17 protein-coding genes and 1 pseudogene are annotated in these 24,029 nt (G+C 61.1%); 7 read left to right on the top strand and 11 right to left on the bottom strand.

Annotated elements, in window-relative coordinates; translation table 11 throughout:
• Positions 1-187 precede the first annotated feature (187 nt).
• On the top strand, positions 188-1,684 hold the full coding sequence (locus HX786_RS26140; protein ID WP_177008370.1) for a M10 family metallopeptidase C-terminal domain-containing protein: 1,497 nt from the start codon (positions 188-190) through the stop codon (positions 1,682-1,684).
• Between the two features lie 389 nt (positions 1,685-2,073).
• Positions 2,074-4,113 (top strand): M10 family metallopeptidase C-terminal domain-containing protein, encoded by a 2,040-nt coding sequence (locus tag HX786_RS26135; protein WP_178912800.1) that lies wholly within the window; start codon positions 2,074-2,076, stop codon positions 4,111-4,113.
• 157 nt (positions 4,114-4,270) lie between these two features.
• Here HX786_RS26135 and HX786_RS26130 read toward each other — a convergent pair whose 3' ends face one another.
• Positions 4,271-5,467 carry an MFS transporter gene (locus tag HX786_RS26130; RefSeq protein WP_032899318.1) on the bottom strand — a complete coding sequence of 399 codons (1,197 nt, stop codon included), beginning with the start codon at positions 5,465-5,467 and terminating at the stop codon, positions 4,271-4,273.
• Positions 5,468-5,645: 178 nt separating this feature from the next.
• Between HX786_RS26130 and HX786_RS26125 the strand changes: the two genes are divergently transcribed.
• Positions 5,646-6,260 (top strand): DUF5666 domain-containing protein, encoded by a 615-nt coding sequence (locus HX786_RS26125; RefSeq protein WP_003210601.1) that lies wholly within the window; start codon positions 5,646-5,648, stop codon positions 6,258-6,260.
• 164 nt (positions 6,261-6,424) lie between these two features.
• Here the strand turns inward: HX786_RS26125 and HX786_RS26120 are convergent, their stop codons facing one another.
• From HX786_RS26120 to gcl, 8 genes are all read right to left on the bottom strand, one after another.
• Positions 6,425-7,429, bottom strand: coding sequence for a sulfate ABC transporter substrate-binding protein (locus HX786_RS26120; protein ID WP_003210600.1), 1,005 nt, complete (start codon positions 7,427-7,429; stop codon positions 6,425-6,427).
• A gap of 107 nt (positions 7,430-7,536) precedes the next feature.
• Positions 7,537-8,361, bottom strand: a complete 825-nt coding sequence (locus HX786_RS26115; RefSeq protein ID WP_177008368.1) for an ion transporter — start codon at positions 8,359-8,361, stop codon at positions 7,537-7,539.
• A 31-nt stretch (positions 8,362-8,392) separates the two neighbouring features.
• Positions 8,393-9,268, bottom strand: a complete 876-nt coding sequence (locus tag HX786_RS26110; protein WP_178912799.1) for an urea transporter — start codon at positions 9,266-9,268, stop codon at positions 8,393-8,395.
• Positions 9,269-9,397: 129 nt separating this feature from the next.
• Positions 9,398-10,813, bottom strand: coding sequence for a pyruvate kinase (pyk, locus tag HX786_RS26105; RefSeq protein ID WP_178912798.1), 1,416 nt, complete (start codon positions 10,811-10,813; stop codon positions 9,398-9,400).
• Positions 10,803-12,098: a glycerate kinase gene (locus HX786_RS26100; protein WP_178912797.1), complete on the bottom strand. Its 1,296-nt coding sequence runs from the start codon at positions 12,096-12,098 to the stop codon at positions 10,803-10,805. The genes pyk and HX786_RS26100 overlap by 11 nt, the downstream gene beginning before the upstream one ends.
• A 152-nt stretch (positions 12,099-12,250) precedes the next feature.
• Complete coding sequence (locus HX786_RS26095; RefSeq protein ID WP_003210595.1) at positions 12,251-13,141, bottom strand: 2-hydroxy-3-oxopropionate reductase; 891 nt, start codon at positions 13,139-13,141, stop codon at positions 12,251-12,253.
• A gap of 176 nt (positions 13,142-13,317) precedes the next feature.
• Positions 13,318-14,100, bottom strand: a complete 783-nt coding sequence (hyi, locus tag HX786_RS26090) for a hydroxypyruvate isomerase (RefSeq protein WP_008432625.1) — start codon at positions 14,098-14,100, stop codon at positions 13,318-13,320.
• A 10-nt stretch (positions 14,101-14,110) separates the two neighbouring features.
• On the bottom strand, positions 14,111-15,886 hold the full coding sequence (gene gcl / locus HX786_RS26085) for a glyoxylate carboligase (RefSeq protein ID WP_063028181.1): 1,776 nt from the start codon (positions 15,884-15,886) through the stop codon (positions 14,111-14,113).
• Positions 15,887-16,153: 267 nt separating this feature from the next.
• Between gcl and HX786_RS26080 the strand changes: the two genes are divergently transcribed.
• Positions 16,154-16,594, top strand: a complete 441-nt coding sequence (locus HX786_RS26080; protein WP_003210592.1) for a heme-binding protein — start codon at positions 16,154-16,156, stop codon at positions 16,592-16,594.
• A gap of 126 nt (positions 16,595-16,720) precedes the next feature.
• Here HX786_RS26080 and HX786_RS26075 read toward each other — a convergent pair whose 3' ends face one another.
• Both HX786_RS26075 and HX786_RS26070 read right to left on the bottom strand, forming a co-directional pair.
• Positions 16,721-17,179, bottom strand: coding sequence for a transposase (locus HX786_RS26075; RefSeq protein WP_177008365.1), 459 nt, complete (start codon positions 17,177-17,179; stop codon positions 16,721-16,723).
• A gap of 211 nt (positions 17,180-17,390) precedes the next feature.
• Positions 17,391-17,996, bottom strand: a complete 606-nt coding sequence (locus HX786_RS26070) for a TetR/AcrR family transcriptional regulator (RefSeq protein WP_003210590.1) — start codon at positions 17,994-17,996, stop codon at positions 17,391-17,393.
• A gap of 241 nt (positions 17,997-18,237) precedes the next feature.
• Here HX786_RS26070 and HX786_RS26065 point away from each other — a divergent pair, with 241 nt between their 5' ends.
• From HX786_RS26065 to HX786_RS26055, 3 genes and pseudogenes are all read left to right on the top strand, one after another.
• The gene (locus HX786_RS26065) at positions 18,238-19,365 is read left to right on the top strand and encodes an efflux RND transporter periplasmic adaptor subunit (protein WP_178912796.1); all 1,128 of its coding nucleotides are present in this window, start codon (positions 18,238-18,240) and stop codon (positions 19,363-19,365) included.
• A gap of 13 nt (positions 19,366-19,378) precedes the next feature.
• On the top strand, positions 19,379-22,441 hold the full coding sequence (locus HX786_RS26060; protein ID WP_003210588.1) for an efflux RND transporter permease subunit: 3,063 nt from the start codon (positions 19,379-19,381) through the stop codon (positions 22,439-22,441).
• Positions 22,441-24,029 (top strand): annotated as a pseudogene (locus HX786_RS26055) (efflux RND transporter permease subunit); the annotation flags it as partial. The gene HX786_RS26060 and the pseudogene HX786_RS26055, both read left to right, overlap by 1 nt.

The following is a 24,029-nucleotide window of genomic DNA, read 5'->3' as shown; positions in this document are numbered from 1 at the left end:
GCTGGTGTGTGTTCAGTTGTTTAAATTACAAGTAATTTATTGAGTTTCTTAGCGGGTGTTTCATCGCTTTTAAATGTTTCGGTGAGAACTAAATAAGCGCTGTCCCGTGCTTTCCATGCATGGGAGCTTAATGGCTGATGCCGATTGTTCCGGCTCGTCTATTAATTAAAAGAGAGTGCTCTTTCTCATGAACGTTTTTGACGCGATCTCCATCAGGCCCATGCTTCAAAACTTGCCGGAGTCTGACCCCGGTCCGACTGGCTTCGGCGCGAAAGCCAAGCCGACCTACACCACGGATCAGGCCGGCAAGCAGATCTCGCGGGACAACCTGCGGTTTCACGATCGTAACGGCGACAAGAAAGTTGATCTGTCCTACACCGTCGACCCCAGTTTCACCGCGCAGCAGCAACAACGCGTTCGTCAAGCGGTGCAGTCCTGGCAGGATGTTGCCAACATTAACCTCAAGGAGCAGGCAGATGGGGCAGACGGCACGGTAAACATTAAAAACAACCCTCGCGGTGACCGTGGTGTTGCCACATCACCTACACGCTCCAACACCAGCACGACCGCGACGATAGGCACGCTGAAAGCAGGGAGCAGACCTGGCCTGGGCAGCCACTTTTCGGTGACCGCGGTACATGAAATCGGGCACGCCATCGGCCTGCAGCATCCAGGCAACTACAATGGTGGCGGCTCTACCTACAACAGTGGCGCGGTCTATGCCGGGGATACCAAGGCGCGCAGCGTCATGAGCTACTGGTCGGAGAAAAACCAGGCCGGCCACGACTTTCAGTCTTCGAATCCATCCGCTCCAATGATGGACGACATCGCGGCAGCGCAGCGGTTGTATGGGGCCAATCACCAAACCCGCAATACCGACACCACGTATGGTTTCAACTCCAACACCGAGCGGGAGGCGATGACGCTCAAGAGCGCCACGGACAAACCCGTTTTTTGCGTATGGGACGGCGGCGGTGACGATACGTTGGACTTTTCAGGGTTCTCACAGAACCAGAAGATCAACCTCAATGCCGAGTCGTTCTCTGACGTGGGCGGCTTGAAGGGCAATGTCTCGATTGCCAAGGGGTGCACAATTGAAAACGCAACAGGTGGGGCCGGTCGCGACACCCTGATCGGTAACGAGGCGGGCAATCGACTCAAAGGTGGAGCAGGGGCTGATACGTTGCGCGGTGGCGGCGGAGCGGACATGTTTATCTACGACAAGGCCAGTGATTCCACGCCCCAGGATCCTGACTTGATCGAGGACTTTACCAGCGGTACCGACAAGATCGACCTGTCGGGCGCATTGAAAGAAGCCGGGGTGGGCACCCTGGTGTTCACGGACCGATTCACGGGGCGCGCTGGCGAGGCCTTGCTCAAGTACGACGCCGCCACGGGCCGGTCAAGCCTTGAAGTTGACCTGAACGGCAGTGGCAAAGCCGAGTTGTTGATCAACAGTGTTGGCCAGATCAAGTCGACGGATGTGCAGTGGGCGGGGGCGACGCCTGGGTTCAAGCCGGTGCCATTACCCATGCCAAATGTAGTGCCGTCCCCGGCGCCGCCCCCTGCGCCTGATTCGAAAACGACCACGCTTGCAGTGTTGAACGAGATGATCGCCAAGACATTGTCGACGTTGCTGCAGCTATTGAAAGGTCTGCTTCAACAGCCGGGCGCCCCTGGGTAACCGCCAGAGTGAAGGCAGAGTCTGGCCCTGTTTCCAGTGCCTGGCTCTCAGCCATCAGCACCACGTGGTGCAGCAGCCGGATGTGTAGCAGATTGTTTTCATGCCCGGGTTAGGGCGATGGGTAATTGTAGGTTTATATGTCTCCGGTTTTCTTCGTATCGCATATTGAATGCAGAGCTGGCCTGATCTGAAACTTCTGAATATAAATATAGTGTGCTTAAAAAATTGGCGATGTGTTTCTGGCTGTTTGGATATTTAAATTGAAACGTTCATAGGGGTGACATTCGGTTTTTTCATGTGAGATTTTAAGGCGGCTGTTAAGTGAAAAAGTCGCGTTGAAAGTCTGTTTCCTGATGAATCAAAGTCTCAACTAAAAGGATGTTGTTTGTATGAGAGTCACTGCTTCTTTTGTTAATCCGACTGTTTCAAGTCATGAGCTATCTACGTTGAATGCGGCCACTACCAGTGATGGCGCAACCTCAAAAAAAACCTTCACCACGGATGATGCTGCAAAGCACATCCTGCGAGAGGGTTCGAGGCATTACGATCGTAATGGCGATAACAAAATCGAGCTTTCCTTCACCCTTGACGATCAATTCTCTGTGCAACAGAAAGCGTCCTTGCGCAAAGCCCTGAGATCTTGGCAGGACGTGACAAATATTGTCTTCAAGGAGGGGGCGCCAGGTCCGGATGGTTCAATAACCATCAAGGCCAATCCCGATGACAATGGCGGGGTGTCTGGGCTGCCTAATCGCTGGTACGGTGATATGAGCACTACGGTTGGAACGAAAGGCGCTTCTGATGCCCCACGGCATGGCGATGTTTTTTTATCAACGGCCATACATGAGTTGGGACATGCCCTGGGGCTTGGCCACCCTGGGGACTATGGTGAAAGTGTGCACTCTTATGCAGATGCCCTATACACGCAGGACACCAGAGCCCACAGCGTGATGAGTTACTGGCGAGAAACCAATCATACGGGCCATGACTTCAAATCGCGCGAACCTTCAACGCCAATGAAAGATGATATTGCTGCCGTACAGAAACTCTACGGGGCCAATCTCAATATTCGGAATACCGATACTACTTATGGCTTTGAATCCAATACTGACCGTGACCACTTCAGCCTTGAGTCCTCGAAGGACGCCCCGATATTTTCGGTATGGGACGGGGGCGGGAATGACACGCTGAACTTTTCGCTATTTTCCCAGAACCAGAAGATCAACCTGAATGCGGAGTCGTTTTCCAATGTGGGTGGCTTGAAGGGTAATGTGTCTATCGCCAAGGGCGTTGTCATTGAAAATGCCACAGGTGGCTCAGGTGACGATGAGCTCATAGGGAATGAGGCCGGCAACCGGCTCAAGGGTGGAGCGGGTTCAGACAGGTTGACAGGCGGCGCAGGCGCGGACGTGTTTGCTTACGATAGAGCGAGTGACTCGACACTCACCAGGCCTGACGAAATCCTGGATTTCACCAGCGGCACAGACAAGATCGACCTTTCGGGCTTATTGAAAAATACCTCAATCAAGCATTTCAACATTGTTGAGCGGTTTACGGGGCGTGCTGGCGAGATTGTCCTGAGCCATGACCCGCGCAGCGGAAACGGTAGTCTGGGTCTCGACACCACTGGCAGGGGCAAAGCGGATTTTCTGATTAAGAGCGTGGGTGGCATTCAGGCCAGTGACATAGTCACTGGCGGGGCACACGAACCTGGAGTTTCCAAGCCGGAGCCCCAACCAGAGCCCAAGCCAGAACCTCAACCGGACCCGAATCCGGAACCTTTTCCTGCTCCGCACGATACTGTCTATGGCTTCAACTCCAACACCGGTGATCCCTTCCTTAGCCTGCATTCCCAGAGTGGCGCTCCCAGGTTCCTGGTGAGGGACAAAGGTGGCGATGACACCCTGGACTTTTCGGGCTTCCGGCAGAACCAGACCATCGACTTGCGCGAGGGCGCAGCCTCCAGCATAGGCGGCTTGCGCAATAATGTTGGTATAGCCAAAGGTGTCACCGTGGAGAATGCGATTGGCGGCTCAGGCCGTGACACGCTCATAGGCAATACGGTGGATAACGTTCTCACCGGCGGGGCAGGTGGAGATACGCTCTGGGGTGTGGGCGGTAGAAACACGTTCAGGTATGAGAAGGCCAGCGACTCGGCCTATGACGACGCTGACCTGATCATGGATTTCACCAGTGGCCAAGACACAATTGATCTGACGGGTTTAATGACAGAAGTCGGAACGCCCTTGCGGCTGGTGGATAGCTACACGGGCCGTATTGGAGATACCGTCGTCAAATACAACCAGCAGAGCGGGCGTTACTTTGTGGGCATCGACTTACTGGGACGGCGTCAGACAAACTTCCTGCTTAAAAGCACACGCTTGATCCGGCCAGAGGACGTGATCGGTCTGTCTACTCACCTGCGCTGAAAAGCAACGCGCCAGGGCGCTCGCCATCCTCCTGGAGGGGATACCGCCCATAAATCCCTGGGCGGTAATTCCCAATCAGTCAGCAAGCCCTTGACCTCGTCACTCGTCATTTCTGGCGGATGCGGCGTTGGAGCGGTTGATGCGGTTGTAAGGTGGGTCAGGCAGTCGCCACCGCCCCTTGCCGCGAGGCGCTCAAGAAGCGCAGCAACGCCACCAGCGGGAATGCGCTGCCCACCAGCATCACCCCCAGCCAGCCGCCGTGTTCGTACACGCTGCTGGCAATCGCCGAGCCGAAGGCGCCGCCGATGAAGATGCTGGTCATGTACAGCGCGTTCAGTCGGCTACGGCTGTTGGCGTCGAGGGCGTAGATGGCGCGCTGGCCAAGGACCATGTTCATCTGCACGCAGAAGTCCAGGACCACGCCGGTCACCGCCAGGCCGATCACGCTGTACAGCGGGTGCACGAAGGCCGGCAGGAAGCTCAGTGCGGCAAACAGCATCGCCAGCAGCGAAGCGCGGTGGGTGTGGCCGGCATCCGCCAGGCGCCCGGCGATGGGGGCAGCGATGGCGCCTAGGGCGCCGACCAGGGCAAACAGGGCGATCTGGCTTTGGCTCAGGCCGTGGTTGCGGGACAGTTCCAGCGGGGCGGCGGTCCAGAACAGGCTGAAGGTGGCGAACATGCAGCCCTGGTAAAACGCGCGCTGGCGCAGCACCGGCTGGCGGCGCAGCAAGGTGCCCAGCGAGGCGAGCAGCTGGCCATAGCTGGCCGCGTGATCCGGTTGGCGCTTGGGGATGGTCAGCATCAGCACCACGCTGATAAACGCCATCAGTGCCGCAGCGGCCATGAACATGGCGCGCCAGCCGAAGTGGTCGGCCACCACGCTGGACACCGGTCGCGCCAGCAGGATACCCAGCAGCAAGCCGCCCATGATGCTGCCGACCACCCGGCCACGGGATTCAGCCGGCGCCAGGTGCGCCGCCAGCGGAATCAGGATCTGTACCGACACCGAACTGAAGCCGATCAGCAGCGACACCAGCAGGAACAGGTTCGGCTGTTCGGTGAACGCTGCACCCAGCAGGCTGGCGATGGCCACCACGGTGGTGATGATCATCAGCCGGCGGTTTTCCAGCAGGTCGCCCAACGGCACCAGGAAGAACAGGCCCAGGGCATAGCCGATCTGGGTCAGGGACACGATCAGGCTGGCCATGGCCGGCGTGAGGCCGATGTCCGGGGCGATCAGCTCGATGATCGGTTGCGCGTAGTAGATGTTGGCGACGATGGCGCCGCAACAGAACGCAAACAGCATCACCATGCCTCGGGTCATCGTGCTTGTAGCGGGGGGCGTGGCGTTCATGGCGTTCTCATAAAAGCGAAGGATTGTGGCGAGCGAGGATAAAGACTGGCCCCGGGCGGGAGTAGCCTGTCTGTGGTGATAACACTCATGCCGGGAATTAATGACTGAAACGTTAACTTTCGCGCTGAAGGTCGATGATACATTCAGTCACAACTGCATAAACAGGAAATCGACTGCCATGAAGACGACATTCAACAAGATGCTCCTGGCCTCCAGCCTGGCCGCGCTGATGACCGTGGGCGTTGCCCAGGCCGCAGATGCCCCGCGTGTCGGCGTGCGGGGTGCGATTACCGCGATGGACGGCGACGCGATGCACGTCAAGGTCAACAGCGGTGAAGACGTCACCGTGCACCTGACCAAGGACACGCAGGTGCGTGCGGTCACCCTGGCAAAAATCGAAGACATCAAGCCCGGCAGTTACATCGGTTCGGCGGCCATGCCCAACGCGGATGGCACCCTGACGGCGCTGGAAGTGCATGTATTCCCACCGGCGATGGCCGGTACAGGCGATGGGCACCGTGCGTTCGACCTGAAGGAAGGCAGCAGCATGACCAACGGCACCGTGGGTGACCTGGTGGTGAGCGATGGCCGCACGTTGACCGTCAAGTACAAGGGCGGCGAGCAGAAGATCGTGGTGCCGGATGATGTGCCGATCGTCAACCTGGAGCCGGGTGATCGCAGCTTGCTGAAGCCTGGGGTGAAGGTGGTGATGTTTGCGGCGAAGGGCGCGGACGGGAGCGTGACGGCCCAGGCGATTTCTGCGGGTAAGGATGGCGTGACACCGCCGATGTAACGGCTGTAGATAGATCGTTCCCACGCTCCGCGTGGGAATACATCCAGTGACGCTCTGCGTCACCATTGCGCACGGTCCAGGTCTTGCGGCGCGACCTGGACGCGGAGCGTCCTATGATGCATTCCCACGCGGAGCGTGGGAACGATCAGCGATCAGGGTGCGGATTACTGCCCGGAGTAGATCTGGTCAAAAACCCCGCCATCATTGAAGTGGGTCTTCTGCACGGTGCGCCAGTCGCCAAAGGTCTTCTCTACCGACAGGAAGTCGACTTTCGGGAAACGGTCGGTGTACTTGGCCAGCACTTTCGGGTCACGTGGACGCAGGTAATTGTTGGCGGCAATTTCCTGGCCTTCCGGCGACCACAGGTACTTCAGGTATTCCTCGGCAGCCACTTTGGTGCCTTTCTTCTCGACCACTTTGTCGACGATCGACACTGGCGGCTCAGCTTCTGCGGAAACGCTCGGGTAGATCACTTCGAACTGATCACGGCCGAATTCACGGGCGATCATTTCTGCTTCGTTCTCAAAGGTCACCAGCACGTCGCCGATCTGGTTGGTCATGAACGTGGTGGTAGCGGCACGGCCACCGGTGTCCAGCACGGGTGCGTGCTTGAACAGGTCACCCACGAACTTCTTGGCCTTCTCTTCGTCGCCACCGTTTTTCAGCACATAACCCCAGGCCGAGAGGTAGGTGTAACGGCCGTTACCGGAGGTCTTCGGGTTCGGCACGATGACTTGCACGCCATCCTTGAGCAGGTCCGGCCAGTCTTTCAGGGCTTTCGGGTTGCCTTTGCGCACGATGAACACCGTGGCCGAAGTGAACGGCGCACTGTTGTTCGGCAGGCGGGTAACCCAGTTGTCCGGCACCAGTTTGCCGTTGTCCGCCAGGGCGTTGATGTCGGTGGCCATGTTCATGGTGATCACGTCAGCCGGCAGGCCGTCGATCACCGAGCGCGCTTGTTTGCTCGAACCACCGAAGGACATCTGCAGGGTCAGCTTGTCGTTTGGATGCTCGGCGGCCCAGTGCTTCTGGAAGGCGGCGTTGTAGTCCTTGTAGAAGTCACGCATCACGTCATAGGAGACGTTGAGCAGGGTGACCGGGGCGGCCTGGACGACGCCAGCCAGTGCGAGGCCGGCGGCCAGGAGAGAGGCACTAACGAGTTTTTTCACTGCTCATTCCTTGTTGTTCGAGAAGGTTTTTGAAACGCATGGGGGCAATATGCCGGCGACTATAACGGGGGGGCGCATAGTCGCTTAAAGATTAAAAAGAACTTTGCTTATTCCAGTTTCTTGAAAAGCGCGCTGCCACACCGTGAGCAAAACGCTGCATTGGGCTCATGGCTGTTTTTCTTGCACACCGGGCAATCCGTTTGCAATTGCTCACCGCGCATGGCGTTGGCCAGTTCGGCGGTGAAGATCCCGGTGGGCACCGCGATGATCGAATAACCGGTGATCATCACCAGCGACGAAATCACCTGGCCCAGCGGGGTCTTCGGCACGATATCGCCAAAACCCACGGTGGTCAGCGTCACGATTGCCCAATAGATGCCCTTGGGAATACTGGTAAAGCCGTGCTCCGGGCCTTCGATCACGTACATCAAGGTGCCGAACACCGTGACCAGGGTGCAGACGCTGACCAGGAACACCACGATCTTCTGCTTGCTGCCCCGCAGCGCCGACATCAGGTAGTTGGCCTGCTTGAGGTACGGGCCGAGCTTGAGCACGCGGAAAATCCGCAGCATCCGGATGATTCGGATAATCAGCAGGTACTGCGCGTCGCTGTAGTACAGCGCGAGGATCCCGGGCACGATCGCCAGCAAATCCACCAGCCCATAAAAGCTGAAGGCATAGCGCAACGGCTTGGGCGAGCAGTACAGCCGCAGGCCGTACTCGATGGCGAAGATGATGGTGAAGCCCCACTCGATATAGGCCAGCACGTTGGCGTAGTTGTCGTGGACCTCCTGGATGCTGTCGAGGATCACGATCACCAGGCTGGCCAGGATGATCAGCAACAGGGTGCTGTCGAAGCGTCGGCCGGCCGGGGTGTCACTTTGGAAAACCATGACGTAGAGACGCTCACGCCAGTGCTTGTTGCTGTCCATGGAAGTCGCCTGAATCGAAGATCAGCGAAGCCTAGGGGGATTCGAAGGGGCTGTCCATGCGGGTTTTCTGCATCACCCGCTGACTGGCGCGCACCAGCCAGGTGGCGAGGATAAACGGCGCGGTCAGCGCGGGCAGGTTCAGGCCGGTGAAGCCGGGCGTGAGGATGATCGCCAGGAGAATGCCGATCAGCGGCAGCCAGGGTTGGCGACGATACTGGCTGAGGGCCAGGGCGGCCAGCGCCGGGTTATAGCTGTGCAGGCCGAGCAGGGCGCTGGCGGGCTCGTCCATCAACAGGGCGATCAACACGCCGAGGCTCGCGCCGGTCAGCGCCCACAAGGCCGCGCGGCGGCTGGCTATTAAAAGGCCGAGGGCGATCAGCAGGCCGGCGAGGGGTTGGTCCATCAGGATGACTTGGGCCAGACCTGTGAACGGCGCGCAGATTAGCGCCCAGGTGCCGGGTTCGCTGGCGGCAAATGCGGCGGGCGCGGTGGTGCCCAGCAGCAGCCAGCCGAGTACCACAAACGGTGCGGTGTAGGCGGGCAGGTCATCGGGGTTGGCGGCGCGTTTGAGCCACTGGCGAGTGAGGATTGCGCTGAGGCCACCGCAGGCGAGAATCAACGGCGGCAGCAGTGCCGACCAGCTGAAGTGCTGGCTGATCAGCAAGCCGAGCAGCACGCCGTTGTAGCTATAGAGACCGGCCTGGCGTTCGGCCTTGGGATAGCCGCGGCGTTGGGCGGTCAGTAAGCCGGCGACACCGCCCAGCAGCGCGCCGCCGAGCAGGGCCGGGGCGCCGACCAGGATCGCCAGCAGGCAGAGCAGGCCACACAGCGGGTGGCGCTGCAGGAATATCTGGCTGAAGCCGTTGAGCAGGGCTTCGGCCCAGTCGGGGCAGGATTGGTTGGGCATGATCAATAATCTGCAGGAAAGCGCCGAATCTTGTGGCGAGGGAGCTTGCTCCCGCTGGGGCGCGCAGCGGCCCCAAAAGAAGGGCCTGCTGCGCAGTCCAGCGGAAGCAAGCTCCCTCGCCACAGGGGATTAGATCAATGTCTCGATCCGCAACGAGTTGGTCGACCCCGGCTGCCCGAATGGCACCCCAGCAGTAATCACCAACGTATCCCCACGCTCCGCCATACCCTGTGCCTGGGCAATCTCCAACGCCGTGGAACACACCTCATCCACCTGCCGCAGCCGATCGTTCACCACCGAATGCACGCCCCACGCCACGCTCAAGCGTCGCGCCGTCGACAGGTTCGGTGTCAGGTTCAGAATCGGCACCGCCGGCCGTTCCCGCGCCGCCCGCAGGGTGGAGGTGCCCGACTCGCTGTAGTTCACCAGCACTGCCACCGGCAGGATGCTGCTGATACGGCGGATCGCACAGCTGATGGCGTCCGACACCGTGGCATCCGCCTTGGGCCGGCTGACGTCCAGCTGGGTCTGGTAATCCGGGCCATTTTCCACCTGGCGAATGATCTTGCTCATCATCAGCACGGCCTCCAACGGGTATTCACCGGAAGCGGTTTCCGCCGACAGCATCACCGCGTCCGCCCCTTCCGCCACTGCGTTGGCCACGTCGGTGACCTCGGCACGGGTCGGCGCCGGGGAGAAGCGCATGGATTCAAGCATCTGCGTGGCCACCACCACCGGTTTACCCAACTGGCGGCACACACCAATGATGTCCTTCTGGATTTGCGGCACGCTTTCCGCCGGCACTTCCACCCCCAGGTCGCCTCTGGCGACCATGATCGCGTCGCTCAGCGCGGCGATTTCCTGCAGGCGCTGCACCGCCGAGGGCTTCTCGATCTTGGCCATCAGGAACGCCTTGTCGCCGATCAACTCGCGGGCTTCACGGATGTCTTCCGGGCGTTGCACAAACGACAGCGCCACCCAGTCCACCCCCAGTTCCAGGCCGAAGCTCAGGTCGCGGCGGTCCTTGGCGGTCAGCGGGCTGAGCTCCAGCAATGCCTGGGGTACGTTCACGCCTTTACGGTCCGACAGTTCGCCGCCGTTGAGCACGGTGGTGTCGATGGCATCGGCGTGCTTGGTGATCACCCGCAGGCGCAGCTTGCCGTCGTCCAGCAGCAGGTCCATGCCGGGCTGCAGGGCCGCGATGATTTCCGGGTGGGGCAGGTTGACCCGCCGCTGGTCACCGGGTGTCGGGTCCAGGTCCAGGCGCAGGGCCTGGCCGCGAATCAGTTGCACTTTTCCTTCGGCAAAACGCCCCACCCGCAGCTTCGGCCCTTGCAGGTCCATCAGGATGCCGAGGGGATAATTGAGCTGGCGCTCCACCTGGCGAATCCACTGGTAGCGTTGGGCGTGGTCGGCATGATCGCCATGGCTGAAGTTCAGGCGAAAGATATTCACCCCGGCTTCCACCAGCTCGCGGATGTCGTCGATGCTGTCGGTGGCCGGGCCCAGCGTGGCGAGGATCTTGACCTTCTTGTCAGGCGTCATGTTCAGGGGACTCTCTTTCAGGGCTTTCAAGAATCAGAATGGCGCGGAAATCGTTGACGTTGGTGCGGGTCGGCTCGGTGATGATCAAGCCGTCGAGGGCCGCGAAGTAGCCGTAGCCATTGTTGTTGTCCAGCTCGTCACTGGCGCTCAAGCCCAGGGCTTCGGCGCGGGCGTAGCTGGTGGGCGTCATGATCGCGCCGGCGTTGTCTTCCGAGCCGTCGATGCCGTCGGTGTCACCCGCCAGGGCGTAGACGCCGGGCAGGCCCTTGAGGCTGTCGGTGAGGCTCAGCAGGAATTCGGCGTTGCGTCCGCCACGGCCATTGCCGCGTACGGTGACGGTAGTTTCGCCGCCGGAGAGGATCACGCAAGGCGCCGCCAGGGGTTGGCCGTGCTGGATGATTTGCCGGGCGATACCGGCGTGCACCTTGGCCACGTCCCGCGCTTCGCCTTCCAGGTCGCCGAGGATCAGCGGGCTGAAACCGGCCTGGCGGACTTTCACCGCCACCGCTTCCAGGGATTGCTGCGGACGGGCGATCAGTTGGAAATGGCTGCGGGCGAGCACCGGGTCCTCGGGCTTGACGGTTTCCGACTCCGGGCTTTGCAGCCAGGTGCGCACCGACGCCGGGATTTCAATCTGGTAGCGCTTGAGAATCGCCAGCGCCTGTTGCGAGGTGCTGGGGTCGCCAACAGTGGGGCCGGAAGCGATGACCGTGGCCTGGTCGCCCGGCACATCGGAAATCGCGTAGGTGTAGACGGTGGCAGGCCAGCTTGCCTTGGCCAGGCGCCCGCCCTTGATCGCCGAGAGGTGCTTGCGCACGCAGTTCATCTCGCCGATGGTGGCGCCGGATTTGAGCAGGGCCTTGTTGATCGCTTGCTTGTCCGCCAGGGTGATGCCGGCGGCCGGAAGGGCGAGCAGTGCAGAGCCGCCGCCGGAGAGCAGGAAGATCACGCGGTCGTCTTCGCCCAGGTTGCTGATCAGCTCCAGCACACGCTTGGCCACGGCCTGGCCTGCGGCGTCCGGCACCGGGTGCGCGGCTTCGACCACCTCGATTTTCTTGCAGGGTGCGCCGTGGCCGTAGCGGGTGACCACCAGGCCCGAGACTTCGCCTTGCCAGCAGTTTTCCACCACCAGCGCCATGGCGGCGGCGGCTTTGCCGGCGCCGATCACGATGACACGGCCGCTGCGGTCGGCGGGCAGATAGGGTTCGAGGACTTGCCGGGGGTGGGCGGCGTCGATGGCTGTGGCAAACAGCTCGCGAAGCAGGTGTTGCGGATCGACCGACATAAGCGGGCTCCCGGGGATTCTTGTTATTAGGGGTGCATCAGATCGTTCCCACGCTCCGCGTGGGAATGAATCACTGGACGCTCTGCGTCCGCTGTTGTGACGCGGAGCGTCACGGCTGCATTCCCACGCAGAGCGTGGGAACGATCAGGGGGTTATTTATCGCGAATCGAAAAATTCGCCATATGTTCCAGGCCCTTGATCAGCGCCGAGTGGTCCCAGTTGCCGCCACCGATGGCGGTGCAGGTGCTGAACACCTGCTGCGTGCCGGCGGTGTTCGGCAGGTTGATCCCCAGCTCCTTGGCACCGGCCAGGGCCAGGTTCAGATCCTTCTGGTGCAGGTTGATGCGGAAGCCCGGATCGAAGGTGCCCTTGATCATGCGCTCGCCATGCACTTCGAGGATTTTCGACGAAGCAAAACCCCCCATCAGTGCTTCACGCACCTTGGCCGGGTCGGCGCCGTTCTTCGAGGCGAACAGCAGCGCTTCCGCCACCGCCTGGATGTTCAACGCAACGATGATCTGGTTGGCCACCTTGGCGGTCTGGCCATCGCCATTGCCGCCCACCAGGGTGATGTTCTTGCCCATGGCCTGGAACAGCGGCAGGGCGCGTTCGAAGGTGTGCGGGTCGCCGCCGATCATGATGCTCAGGGTGCCGGCCTTGGCACCGACTTCACCACCGGACACCGGGGCGTCGAGGTAACGTGCGCCGGTCTCGTTGATCTTCGCGGCGAAGGCCTTGGTGGCGGTGGGCGAGATCGAACTCATGTCGATCACCACTTTGTTCGGCCCAAGGCCTGCGGCAACGCCGTCGGCGCGGAACAGCACATCGTCGACCTGCGGGGTGTCGGGCACCATGACGATGATGAATTCGGCTTCCTGGGCCACTTGCTGCGGGTTGGCCAGGGCCACCGCACCAGCGCTGATCAGTTCAGCCGGCGCCTTGCCGTGATGCTCGGAAAGAAACAGTTGGTGACCGGCCTTTTGCAGGTTGGCAGCCATGGGTTGGCCCATGATGCCGGTGCCGATAAATCCGATTTTAGCCATGACGAAAATCCTCTTATTGTTAGGTGTGCAGGCCTGGCGCGGCCTGCTAAACACAGGAGATCCACTGTGGGAGCGGGCTTGCTCGCGAATGGGGGCCGACATTCAGCATTGATGTCGACTGATCCACCGCTTTCGCGAGCAAGCCCGCTCCCACATTGGGTGCTGTGTTTGTTCAGTTAGATCGCGTTGTGGCTTTTGAGCCAACCCAAACCCGCTTCGGTGGTGGTCAACGGCTTGTACTCACAGCCGACCCAACCCTGATAACCAATGCGGTCCAAATGTTCGAACAGGAAGCGGTAGTTGATCTCACCGGTCCCCGGCTCGTTGCGCCCCGGGTTGTCCGCCAGCTGGATGTGGTTGATCTCACCCAGGTGCGCAGCCATGGTGCGGGCCAGGTCGCCTTCCATGATTTGCATGTGATAGATGTCGTATTGCAGGAACAGGTTGGCACTGCCCACCTGCTCGCGAATCGACAGGGCCTGCGCCGTGTTGTTCAGGTAGAAGCCCGGGATGTCGCGGGTATTGATCATCTCCATCACAAGCCGGATGCCCACCGCCTGCAACTTGTCGGCGGCGTACTTGAGGTTGGCGACGAAGGTTTTTTCAAGCGTCGCGTCATCCACGCCGGCCGGGCGAATCCCCGCCAGGCAGTTGACCTGGGTATTGCCCAGTACCTGGGCGTAGGCGATGGCCAGGTTGACCCCGGCACGGAACTCCTCGACCCGGTCCGGGTGGCAGGCCAGGCCGCGTTCGCCCTTGGCCCAGTCACCGGCCGGCAGGTTGAACAGCACTTGGGTCAGGCCGTGGGCATCGAGTTGCGCCTTGATTTCAGCTGAGCTGAATTCATAGGGAAACAGGTATTCCACACCACTGAACCCCGCGTCGGCGGCGGCTTTGAAACGGGCAAGAAAGTCCTGTTCGGTAAACAGCATGGACAGGTTGGCGGCAAAACGCGGCATGGGGTTCTCCTTAATCGAGCAGTGAAATGGCAGTCGGCGCGTCGTTGCCCACCAGTGCCAGATCTTCGAATTCGTTGACGGCGTTGATCTCGGTGCCCATGGAAATATTGGTCACCCGCTCCAGAATAATCTCAACGATCACCGGAACCTTGAATTCTTCGATCATTTCCTGAGCCTTGCGCAGTGCCGGCTGGATCTGGCCCGGCTCGAACACCCGCAGGGCCTTGCAACCCAGGCCTTCGGCGACGGCCACGTGGTCGACGCCGTAACCGTTGAGTTCCGGTGCGTTGAGGTTGTCGAAGGACAGCTGCACGCAGTAGTCCATTTCAAACCCGCGCTGGGCCTGGCGGATCAGCCCCAGGTAGGAGTTGTTCACCACCACGTGGATGTACGGCAGCTTGAACTGTGCGCCCACGGCCAGCTCTTCGATCATGAACTGGAAGTCATAGTCACCGGACAGTGCCACGACTTTGCGGGTCGGGTCCGCCTTGACCACACCCAGTGCCGCCGGAATGGTCCAGCCGAGCGGGCCGGCCTGGCCGCAGTTGATCCAGTGGCGTGGTTTGTAGACGTGCAGGAACTGCGCGCCGGCAATCTGCGACAGGCCGATGGTGCTGACGTAGCAGGTGTCTTTGCCGAACACCTGGTTCATCTCTTCGTACACCCGTTGCGGCTTGACCGGCACGTTGTCGAAGTGGGTCTTGCGGTGCAGGGTGGCCTTGCGCTGCTGGCAATCGTGGAGCCAGGCGCTGCGGTCCTTGAGCTTGCCGGCGGCTTTCCACTCGCGGGCCACTTCAATGAACATGGTCAGGGCTGAGCCGGCGTCGGAAACGATGCCCAGGTCCGGGGTGAATACGCGGCCGATTTGCGTCGGCTCGATGTCCACGTGAATGAATTTGCGGCCCTCGGTGTACACCTCCACCGAACCGGTGTGACGGTTGGCCCAGCGGTTACCGATGCCCAGCACCACGTCCGATTTCAACATCGTGGCGTTGCCATAACGGTGGGACGTTTGCAGGCCGACCATGCCCACCATCTGCGGGTGATCGTCCGGGATCGTGCCCCAGCCCATCAGGGTCGGGATCACCGGGATGCCGGTCAACTCGGCGAATTCCACCAGCAGTTCGCTGGCGTCGGCGTTGATCACGCCACCACCGCTCACCAGCAATGGGCGCTCGGCCTGGTCCAGCAGGGCCAGGGCTTTTTCCACCTGGATGCGGGTCGCCAAAGGCTTGGCCAGGGGCAGTGGTTGGTAGGCGTCGATGTCAAATTCGATCTCGGCCATTTGTACGTCGAATGGCAGGTCGATCAGCACCGGGCCCGGGCGACCGGAGCGCATTTCATAAAAGGCCTTCTGGAAGGCATACGGCACCTGGCCGGGTTCCAGGACGGTGGTCGCCCACTTGGTCACCGGCTTGACGATGCTGGTGATGTCGACAGCCTGGAAGTCTTCCTTGTGCATGCGTGCCCGTGGCGCCTGGCCGGTGATGCACAGGATCGGGATCGAGTCCGCCGAGGCGCTGTACAGGCCGGTGACCATGTCGGTGCCCGCCGGGCCCGAGGTGCCGATGCACACGCCGATATTGCCGGCCTTGGTGCGGGTGTAGCCCTCGGCCATGTGCGAGGCGCCTTCAACGTGGCGAGCAAGGACGTGATCGATGCCACCGACCTTCTGCAAGGCCGAATACAGCGGGTTGATCGCGGCGCCCGGGATACCGAAGGCGGTGTCGACCCCTTCACGGCGCATCACCAGGACAGCGGCTTCGATTGCTCTCATTTTGCTCATGGTTTTGGTGCCTCTTGCGTTTTGTAATTGTATACAAGTGGTGTTGGTCCGAAGTGTATTCACGGCGAGCGGGGCAGGTCAATCCATTTTCTTGGGTGGCCTTTACGTTCGTCGGAAGGCTTATGGACGGGAATATTTCGACGTGTGGTGCGTATGTTTCGAAATATTGTATACAAAAAATAAATCTATTGTGTTCTATTTGTTTGATCGAGCTTCTGATCAGACAGAGCCCCACGGCTTTCCCATAACAAGATAAGGACGGCACCCATGAGCGCTTTAACCTTGAAAGTCGCAGTCAACCTGGCCAGCCACGCCATCGCGGCAGGCCGCACCATTTCGGCGGCACCGCTGACCGTTGCGGTACTCGACAGCGGCGGGCATTTGATAACGTTGCAGCGCGAGGATGGCGCGAGCCTGCTGCGCCCGCAGATCGCGATTGGCAAGGCCTGGGGTGCGATAGCCCTGGGCAAGGGCTCGCGCTTGCTGGCGCTGGACGCACAGCAACGGCCGGCGTTTATTGCCGCGCTGAACAGCCTGGGGCAGGGCAGCGTGGTGCCGGCGCCGGGCGGGGTGTTGATCCGGGATCAGGCGGGTGTGGTGCTGGGCGCGATCGGGATCAGCGGGGATACGTCGGATATTGACGAGCAGTGTGCGATCAGTGCGATCGAGGGGTTGGGGTTGTTGGCGGATGCGGGGGTTACTGCTTGATGTGAGGTGACTGGTCGGGCCTCTTCGCGAGCAAGCCCGCTCCCACATTTGACTGCATTCCAAGGCTGGAACTCGGTCAAATGTGGGAGCGGGCTTGCTCGCGAAAGGGGCGACTCGGTCCCGGACCTAAACCCAAACCGCATCCCACAGCGGATAGTCGCCAATCCGCTCCACCAACCCTGCTCTTAATGGGTTGGCCACGACATACCGAGCCATCTTCACCAAGTCATCGTCCTTGCGCAGCGCACGATCATGAAAGCTGGTTTGCCATAGCCGCCCTTTGCGGCCCGTAGCGCCATTAACGGTTCGAGTGCTTTTGGACTTCACCTGGCACATCAGGTCTCCCAATGAGCCTTTTTGCAGCTCAATCAACCAGTGAAAGTGGTCGGGCATGACCACCCAGGCCAGGGAGTTCGCCAGCCCTTGATACTGGGCGAGCCGGAATTGCCAGACCACCAGGCGGCCGAGATAAAAATCACTGAATATCGGCGCGCGTTCGTGGGTGTTGGTGGTGATCAGGTAGATGCGGTTGGACTCGCTGAATCGCCCGATGCGCAGGCGATGTGAAGCAGCTGGATCAGGCATTCCTTTGCCTCTCTTCAGGTGGGGTTCTGAGAGGCTAGATCGGGGAATCTGGAGATGATGGTTTGGCTTTGTGCAGGATGTGTCTGGGAGGGCGCTTTCGCGAGCAAGCCCGCTCCCACATTGGATCTGCGGCGTTTAAACAATTTATGTCTGGCACAAATTCAAATGTGGGAGCGGGCTTGCTCGCGAATCTTGAAGACGCTGCGGTCTATCAGTCCCGCTCACACCCCTTCAACACCAACCGAATAATCGTCTGCGCCGCCGCCTCATAATCCGCTTCATCCAACTTCGCCTTCCCGGTCACCGCCGAAATCTGCCAGTCAAAATCCGCATACGTCTGCGTCGCCGCCCAAATGCTGAACATCAGGTGATGCGGATCAATCGGCGCAATCAGCCCACGGTCCACCCAGCTCTGGATGCAGTCGATGTTGTGCTTGGCCTGGGCATTCAGCTGTTCCACCTGCTCGGGGCTTAAATGCGGGGCGCCGTGCATGATCTCACTGGCAAACACTTTCGAGGCAAACGGCAAATCCCGGGAGATGCAGATCTTCGAGCGGATGTACCCGCTCAGCACGGCCGAAGGGTCGCCATCAGGATTGAACGGTGTGGAGGCCGCCAGGATCGGCTCGATAATGCTTTCGAGCACCTCGCGATAGAGGTTGTCCTTGGACTTGAAGTAGTAGTAGACGTTGGGCTTGGGCAGCCCGGCCTTGGCGGCGATGTCGCTGGTTTTGGTCGCGGCGAAGCCCTTGTCGGCAAACTCCTCACTGGCAGCCCGCAGGATCAGTTCTTTGTTGCGCTCGCGAATGGTGCTCATAGACCAGGAGGTTCCTTGCCAAGACAGGCGGTCTGGCATGGTAGCACCGGCTTTGCGCAGGGCTCAAGAATCCCGCCGCAGCCCTTGCATGGCGGGGCGCCCAGCTGACTTTGTCTGTCTTGATGCTGAACGCATTCACGGTCGTACAGGCACAGCTCGAGCGCGCTGCTAGAGTTCAGGCAGCGAGCGGCCATTTAGCCTGGCCGCCCCTTCCTGTTTTCGGCGTTCGAGAGAGAAACCCGTGGAGAAAAGCAGACGACGTACGTTCGCCTGGGCCGTTGGCACGTTGTTACTGGTAGCGTTGTTGATTGCCCTGGGTTTGCACTTCTTTGCAGGCGGGCACAAAGGCCGGCCTCCCGCCACCGGCGAACCGGTGGCCGTGGTGCCGGTGGTGTTGCAGGACGTGCCGGTGTATATCGACGCCCTCGGCACCGTCACCCCCACCCGCAGTGTGACCGTGGTCACCCAGGTCGATGGCATCCTCAGCAGCGTGGAATTCAAGGAAGGCCAGCACGTCAGCAAGGGCCAGGTGATTGCGCGGATCGATGACCGTGCTCTCAAGGCCCAACTGGCTGTGGCCAAGGGTACCCTGGCCCACGACCAGGCAGTGTTGAGCAATGCCCAGCGCGATCTGGTGCGCTACCGCGAACTGGTCAAGGCCGGTTCTACCAGCCAGCAAACCGTCGACACTCAGGCCTCGTTGGTCCAGCAACAACTGGGCACCGTGGCTGCCGACCAGGGCAATGTGCAGAACCTTGAAGTGCAGGTCGGCTACTGCACCATCACTTCGCCGGTCGACGGTGTGGTGGGCCTGCGCCTGGTCGACCCCGGCAATTACGTCACCACCACCAGCACCACCGGCATCGTGGTGATTACCCAGATGAACCCGGCCACCGTGGTGTTCGCGGTCCCCGAGGACGACCTGGGTGCAATCAACCAGGCCCTGGGCCGTGGCGTCGTGACGGTGCTGGCCTACGACCGCAACAAGAAAGCCCTGCTGGCCACCGGCAGCCTGTTGGCCCTGGACAACCAGGTAGACACGACGACCGGCACCATCAAGGTCAAGGCGCAGTTCGATGATTCGGGCAGTGCGCTGTTCCCCAACCAGTTCGTCAATGCGCGCCTGAAGGCCGACACCCTGGCCCAGGTTGCCGTGGTGCCCACCCGGGCGATCCAGCATGGCAGCAAGGGCGATTTCGTGTTCGTGGTGAATGGCGACAAGGCCAGCCTGCGCAACATCAAGACCGGCCCATCGATGGGCGATGTGTCGGCGGTGCTCGAGAACGGCGTCAAGCCAGGCGAGCAGGTGATCACCGAAGGCGCCGACAAACTGGATGACGGTTCGGCCGTGAAGGTCGTCGCCCAGTGAGGAGCTGCCGAGCATGAACATTTCGCGGCCCTTTATCGAACGTCCCGTCGCCACCACCTTGATGATGGTCGCGGTGCTGTTGCTGGGCATGTTGGGGTATCACCTGTTGTCGGTGTCGGCGTTGCCTGAAGTCGACTACCCGACCATCCAGGTCTTCACCCAATACCCCGGCGCCAGCCCGGACGTGGTCAGCTCCTCGATCACCGCGCCGCTGGAGCGCCAGCTCGGCGAGATGCCGGGCCTCAAGTCGATGAACTCCACCAGCTCCGACGGCGCTTCGGTGGTGACCCTGCAATTCGACCTGTCGCTGTCCCTGGATGTGGCAGAGCAGGAAGTGCAGGCCGCGATCAACGCCGCCGGCACCTTCCTGCCGGCCAACCTGCCGTACCCACCGGTATACAGCAAGGTCAATCCGGCGGATGCGCCGGTGCTGACCCTGTCCCTGACCTCCGATGTGTTGCCGCTGACCAAGGTCGAGGACCTGGCGGATACACGGCTGGCGCAGAAGATCTCGCAGATCACTGGCGTCGGCCTGGTGACCATCAGCGGCGGTCAGCGCCCGGCGGTGCGGGTCGAGGCGAATACCTCGGCGCTCAATAGCCTCGGCCTGTCCATTGATGACCTGCGCACCTCCCTCGGCACGGCCAACGTCAACCAGGCCAAGGGCAATATCGACGGCAAGTTCCAGGCGTATTCGATTGGTGCCAACGACCAGCTGCAATCGGCCGAGGAATACCGCGACCTGGTGATCGCCTATAAAAATGGCGCGCCGATTCGCCTGTCGCAGATCGCCAGTTCCACCCAGGGCCCGGAGAACCCGCGCCAGGCTGCGTGGACCAACAGCACGCCGTCGATTGTGCTGAACATCCAGCGCCAGCCCGGCGCCAACGTGATCCAGGTGGTCGACCGCGTGCAGCAATTGCTGCCCAAGCTGCGGGCCAGTTTGCCGGGTACCTTGAAGGTCGATGTGCTGACCGACCGCACGCAAACCATCCGCGCCTCGGTCACCGATGTGCAGTACGAACTGGCGGTGGCGGTGCTGCTGGTGGTGATCGTGATTTTCATTTTCCTGCGCGACGTTGCGGCGACGGTTATTCCGGCAGTCACCGTGCCGCTGACGCTGGTGGGCACCCTGGCGGTGGCTTATGCGCTGGGCTTTTCCCTGAACAACCTGACACTGATGGCGCTGACTATCGCCATCGGATTCGTGGTGGACGACGCCATCGTGATGATCGAAAACATCACACGCTATATCGAGGCGGGCGACTCGCCGCTGGAGGCGGCGCTCAAGGGGTCGGAGCAAATCGGCTTCACGATTATTTCGCTGTCGATTGCGCTGATTGCAGTGATGATCCCGCTGCTGTTCATGGGCGATGTAGTCGGCCGGCTGTTCCGCGAATTCGCCATGACCGTGGCCGTGACCATCGTTATCTCGGCGTTCATCTCCCTGACCCTCACGCCGATGATGTGCGCGCGGATGCTCAAGAATAAGCACCAGGAACGCCGCGCGGATTTCTTCGACCGCATCAACACCCACTACGTGCGTGGCCTTGACTGGGTGTTGGCGCACCGCACCTTGACCCTGATCTCGATAGCGCTCACCGCCGCGCTGACCCTGATGATTCTGGTGATCATGCCCAAGGGCTTTTTCCCCGACCAGGACACCGGCCTGATCCAGGGTATTTCCCAGGCGGCGCCGACGGTTTCATTCCAGCAGATGCAGACCGAACAACAGCGCCTGGCCGCGCGAATCCTCAAGGACCCGGCGGTGCAAAGCCTGTCGTCCTTTGTGGGTATCGACCAGACCAACCCGACCATCAACCAGGGCAACCTGCTGATCAACCTCAAGCCGCGCGGCGAGCGTGACAGTGCCACCGAGGTGATCCGCCGGCTCTCCGATGCCAACGCCGACGACGCCGGGATCCGCCTGTACCTGCACTCGGTACAGGACCTGACCCTCGACGCCACGGTGTCCACCACCAGCTACCGCCTGGGCCTGCAAGCCACCGATCCGGACGAACTGGAAACGTGGACGAACAAGCTGCTGGCGGCGATCAAGCAAGACCCGATGTTCACCGATGTGCAAAGCCAGGCGATGCAGTTCGGCAACCAGATCCAGCTGACCTTTGACCGCGCCACGGCCTCGCGGCTGGGCATCACGCCCCAGGCGATTGACGATGTGCTGTATGACGCCTTCGGCCAGCGCCAGGTCTCGACGATCTACACCCAGCTCAACCAGTACCACGTGGTGATCGCCACCGACCATCCGCCGCGCAACTTGCCGGACCTGCTCACCGGATTGTACGTGGACATTCCCGGTGGCGGTGTGGCGCCGCTGTCGAGCATGGCGACCATGCAGGTGGTGCGCACGCCCGTGACCATCAATCGCCTGGGTCAGTTTCCGTATGCCGACGTGTCGTTCAACCTTGCTCCGGGCCAGACCCTTGGCACGGCAGTGACGCGGCTCAAGGACATCGAGGCCAAGGTCGGCTTGCCGCTGTCGGTGCAGGCCAACCTGGAAGGCGCGGCGGCGACGTTCGAACAGTCGCTGTCCAACCAGGTATTCCTGGTGGTGGCGGCGATTGTGGTGGTGTACCTGATGCTGGGGATTCTGTACGAGAGCTTCGTGCACCCGGTGACGATCCTTTCGACGCTGCTCTCGGCAGCACTCGGGGCCTTGCTGGCGCTGCTGGTGACGGGCACGCAGTTCGACATCATCGGCCTGATCGGCATTGTGTTGCTGATCGGTATCGTGATGAAAAACGGCATCATGATGGTCGACTTTGCCCTGGAGTTGTTACGCGAGGGCGGCCTGAGCCCCACGGCCGCGATCCGCCAGGCGGCAGAGTTGCGGTTCCGGCCGATCCTGATGACCAGCATGGCGTCGCTGTTCGGCGCGGTGCCGCTGGCGCTCGGTACGGGGATTGGTTCGGAGCTGCGTCACCCGCTGGGCATCGCGATTATCGGCGGGTTGTTGCTCAGTCAGTTGCTGACGCTGTTTTCCACGCCGGTGATCTTCCTCGCCATGCACGGGCTGGGGCAGCGCTTCAGCCGCCGCCCGGCTGAAGCGGTCTGATGGCAATGAACCTCAGCGCGCCGTTTGTTCGCCGCCCGATTGCAACCACCTTGATGGCGGCCGGCCTCGCGCTGTTTGGCGCGCTGGCCTTCATGCTGTTGCCGGTGGCGCCGTTGCCGGAGGTGGATTTCCCGACCATCAGCGTCAGCGCCTCGTTGCCCGGCGCCGATCCGACCACCGTCGCCAGTTCAGTGGCCACGCCCCTGGAGCGCCAGTTCGGGCAGATTGCCGGGGTCACGCAGATGACCTCGTCCAGCAGCTTGGGCTCGGCGCGGATCATCCTGCAGTTCGACCTGAATCGCGACATCGACGGCGCCGCGCGGGATGTGCAGGCGGCGATCAATGCCGCCCGCAGCAACCTGCCCAGCGACCTGTCCGGCAACCCGACGTACCGCAAGGTCAACCCGGCGGATTCGCCGATTTTGATCATCAGCCTGACCTCCGACAGCGCCACGCCGGGGCAGATGTATGACGTGGCCTCGACCCTGTTGGAGCAGAAGTTGTTGCAGACCACCGGGGTCGGTGACGTGACGGTGGGCGGCGGCGCGCTGCCGGCGGTGCGGGTGGAATTGAACCCCGATCGGCTCAACCAGTACGGCGTGAGCCTGGAGCAGGTGCGCCAGGTGATCAACGCCTCCAACGTCAACTTGCCCAAGGGCAACGTGGCCATCGGTGATCGCAACTACGGCATTGCGGCGAACGATCAGTTGCTCGATGAAAAGGACTACGGGCCGCTGGTGGTCAAGGCCCACAACGGCGACCTGATCCATATCGCCGACCTGGGCTACGTGCGCGAAGACGTGCAGGACCTGCGCAACTTCGGCCTGTCCAACGGCAAGCCGGCAGTATTGCTGGTGGTGTTCAAGCAGCCGGGCGCCAACGTGATCGAAACGGTGGACGCGGTGAAAGCCTCGCTGCCGTTCCTGCAAAGCTCGATTCCGGCGACGATCAAGCTCAACCTGCTGATGGACCGCACCACCACCATTCGCGCCTCGTTGCATGACGTCGAGATCACGTTGCTGGTGTCGATCCTGCTGGTGACCCTGGTGACCTTCGGCTTCTTCCGCGACTGGCGCAGCACCCTGGTGCCGGCGATTGTAGTGCCGCTGTCGCTGCTCGGCACCTTCGGCGCGATGTACTTCCTCGGCTACAGCCTGAACAACCTGTCACTCATGGCGCTGACGATTTCCACCGGCTTTGTGGTGGACGATGCGATTGTGNNGCCCAGGAAGTCGGCTTCACGGTACTGACCATCAGCGTGTCGCTGGTGGCGGTGTTTATTCCGCTGCTGCTGATGGGCGGGATTGTCGGGCGGCTGTTCCGCGAGTTTTCGGTGTCGTTGTCGGTGGCCATTGTGATCTCGATGCTGATCTCCCTGACCGTCACGCCGATGCTCGCCAGCGTGCTGCTGCGCGCGCCGAAAGCGATTCATGAAGGCAATGAACACCCGGATTCGCGCTTTCACCGCTTCTACGATCGCACCCTCGGTTGGGTGATCGACCATACGGTGCTGATGGGTTTTGTGACGGTGTTGGTGATCGTGCTCGCCGGCGTGTTGTACGTGCTGGTGCCCAAGGGCTTTTTCCCC

The sequence above is a fragment of the Pseudomonas sp. 21615526 genome, from assembly GCF_013386245.1.
Lineage (GTDB): Bacteria > Pseudomonadota > Gammaproteobacteria > Pseudomonadales > Pseudomonadaceae > Aquipseudomonas.
This window is presented reverse-complemented; position numbering and strand designations above follow the sequence as displayed.